Origin of the sequence: Actinomadura sp. HBU206391 (genome assembly GCF_014323665.1) — a bacterium.
GTDB lineage: Bacteria > Actinomycetota > Actinomycetes > Streptosporangiales > Streptosporangiaceae > Actinomadura_C.
Window position 1 is genome coordinate 1 of the sequence record NZ_JABVEB010000480.1, and the last position, 2,436, is coordinate 2,436.

The 2,436-nt window shown below is 71.4% G+C and carries 2 protein-coding genes and 1 pseudogene; all 3 read right to left on the minus strand.

Translation table 11 applies throughout. The annotated features are described in order from the left end of the window. Nucleotides 1-253 (minus strand): annotated as a pseudogene (locus tag HKK72_RS38570) (hypothetical protein); the annotation flags it as partial. Nucleotides 254-326: 73 nt separating this feature from the next. Further along, the gene (gene hutU, locus HKK72_RS38575) at nt 327-1,991 is read right to left on the minus strand and encodes a urocanate hydratase (RefSeq protein WP_187239322.1); all 1,665 of its coding nucleotides are present in this window, start codon (nt 1,989-1,991) and stop codon (nt 327-329) included. Nucleotides 1,992-2,031: 40 nt separating this feature from the next. Next, a partial coding sequence (locus HKK72_RS38580) for an aromatic amino acid lyase (RefSeq protein WP_187239323.1) occupies nt 2,032-2,436 on the minus strand: 405 nt, incomplete at its 5' end.

Genomic DNA, 2,436 nt, shown 5'->3' on the forward strand with positions numbered 1-2,436 from the left:
CCCCCCCGTGATCATGCAGTTGTTCACGCCGCCCCCGCTCGCGATCTTGCAGTTGTTCACGCTCCGGCCGCCACCAGGCGAAGAGGTTGCCGTTGCGGTCGCGTTCGAGGGCCAGGCCGCGGCTGCGCGCCTCCTCGACGAACCATGCGCGGCACTCCAGCTCGGCGGGCCGCCAGGCGAACCGGTGATATCCGCCGGTCGCCGCGTCACGGCCGATCGGCAGCAGCGACGCCCACATCTTCTCGAAGCTCATCGACCTCTCCTCGTCGTTGACTTGCGGCGTGTCGTTGGTCATCGAGCGGGATGGGCCAACGACACGCCGCAGATCAACGTGGGTTCTCGCGCATGGGGATGCGGACGCCGCCGCGCTCGGCGGCCTGGGCGGCGTCGTCGTAACCGGCGTCCACATGGCGGATGATGCCCATGCCCGGGTCGTTGGTGAGCACCCGCTCCAGCTTCTGCGCGGCGAGCGGCGTGCCGTCGGCGACGCAGACCTGGCCGGCGTGGATGGACCGGCCGATGCCGACGCCGCCGCCGTGGTGGATCGACACCCACGAGGCCCCGGACGCGGTGTTGACGAGGGCGTTGAGCAGCGGCCAGTCGGCGATGGCGTCGGAGCCGTCGGCCATTCCCTCGGTCTCCCGGTAGGGCGACGCGACCGAGCCGCAGTCGAGGTGGTCACGGCCGAGCACGATCGGGGCGCTGACCTCTCCCCGTGCCACCAGGTCGTTGAAGACCGCCCCGGCCTTGTCGCGCTCGCCGTACCCGAGCCAGCAGATCCGCGACGGCAGCCCCTGGAAGCGCACCTTCTCACCGGCCATCCGGATCCAGCGGGCCAGCGGCTCGTTGTCGGGGAAGAGTTCGAGAACGGCACGGTCGGTGCGGGCGATGTCGGCCGGGTCGCCGGAGAGCGCGGCCCACCGGAACGGGCCCTTGCCCTCGGAGAACAGCGGCCTGATGTACGCCGGCACGAAGCCGGGGAACTCGAACGCGCGGGCATAGCCGGCGAGCTCGGCCTCGCCGCGGATCGAGTTGCCGTAGTCGAAGACCTCAGCGCCGGCGTCCTGGAAGCCGACCATGGCCTCGACGTGCGCGGCCATCGACTCCCTGGCCCGGGTGATGAAGCCCTCGCGGTCCTTCTCCCGCTCGTCGGCCATGTCCTCGAAGGCGATCCCCCGTGGCAGGTACGTCAGTGGATCGTGCGCCGAGGTCTGGTCGGTGACGACGTCGATCGGGGCGCCGCGGCGCAACAGCTCGGGCACGATGTCGGCCGCGTTGCCGAGCAGCCCGATCGACAGCGGGCGGCGCGCGTCACGCGCCTCGACGGCAAGGCGCAGCGCCTCGTCGAGACCGTCGGCCCGGACGTCGCAGTAGCGGTGCTCGACGCGCCGGTCGATGCGGGACGGGTCGCACTCGATGCAGAGCGCCACCCCGCCGTTCATGGTGACGGCCAGCGGCTGGGCGCCGCCCATGCCGCCGAGGCCGGCGGTCAGCGTGATCGTGCCGGCCAGCGATCCGCCGAAGCGCTTGGCCGCGACGGCGCCGAAGGTCTCGTAGGTGCCCTGCAGGATCCCCTGGGTGCCGATGTAGATCCACGAGCCCGCGGTCATCTGGCCGAACATCGTCAGCCCGAGCGACTCGAGCCTGCGGAACTCCTCCCAGGTGGCCCACTGCGGCACCAGGTTGGAGTTGGCGATGAGCACCCGCGGCGCCCACTCGTGGGTGCGGAAGATCCCCACCGGCTTGCCCGACTGCACGAGCAGCGTCTCGTCGCCCTCAAGGTCCTGGAGCGATCGGACGATGCCGTCGAAGGACGCCCAGTTGCGCGCGGCACGACCCGAGCCCCCGTACACGATGAGCTCGTCGGGATGCTCGGCGACCTCGGGGTCGAGGTTGTTCATGAGCATCCGCAGGGCGGCCTCCTGGGGCCAGCCCTTGGTGCTCAGCGTCGTGCCGCGCGGGGAACGTACGGGACGGGGTCCAGAGGTCATGCTCTCTCCTAGCTCAGCGGTCCGGTGACGAATTCGGGCCCTAGCTCAGTGGTCCGATGACGGATTCGGCGGCGGCGGCGAGTGAGCCGTCACGTACGAGATCGACGGCCGCCTCGATCTCGGGTGCGAGGAACCGGTCGGGGCCGGGGCCGGGCACCCGGGTGCGCAGCGCCGACACCACCGCGCCGGTCGCGGGGCCAGGGCGCAGCGGCGAGCGCATGTCGAGGGCGCGGGCCGCGGTGAGGATCTCGATCGCGGCCACCCGGGTGAGACCGTCGACGGCGCGGCGCAGCTTGCGCGCCGCGTTCCAGCCCATGGAGACGTGGTCCTCCTGCATGGCCGAGCTCGGGATCGAGTCGACGCTGGCCGGTACCGCGAGCCGCTTCAGTTCCGAGACGATCGACGCCTGGGTGTACTGCGCGATCATGTGGCCGGAGTCGACCCC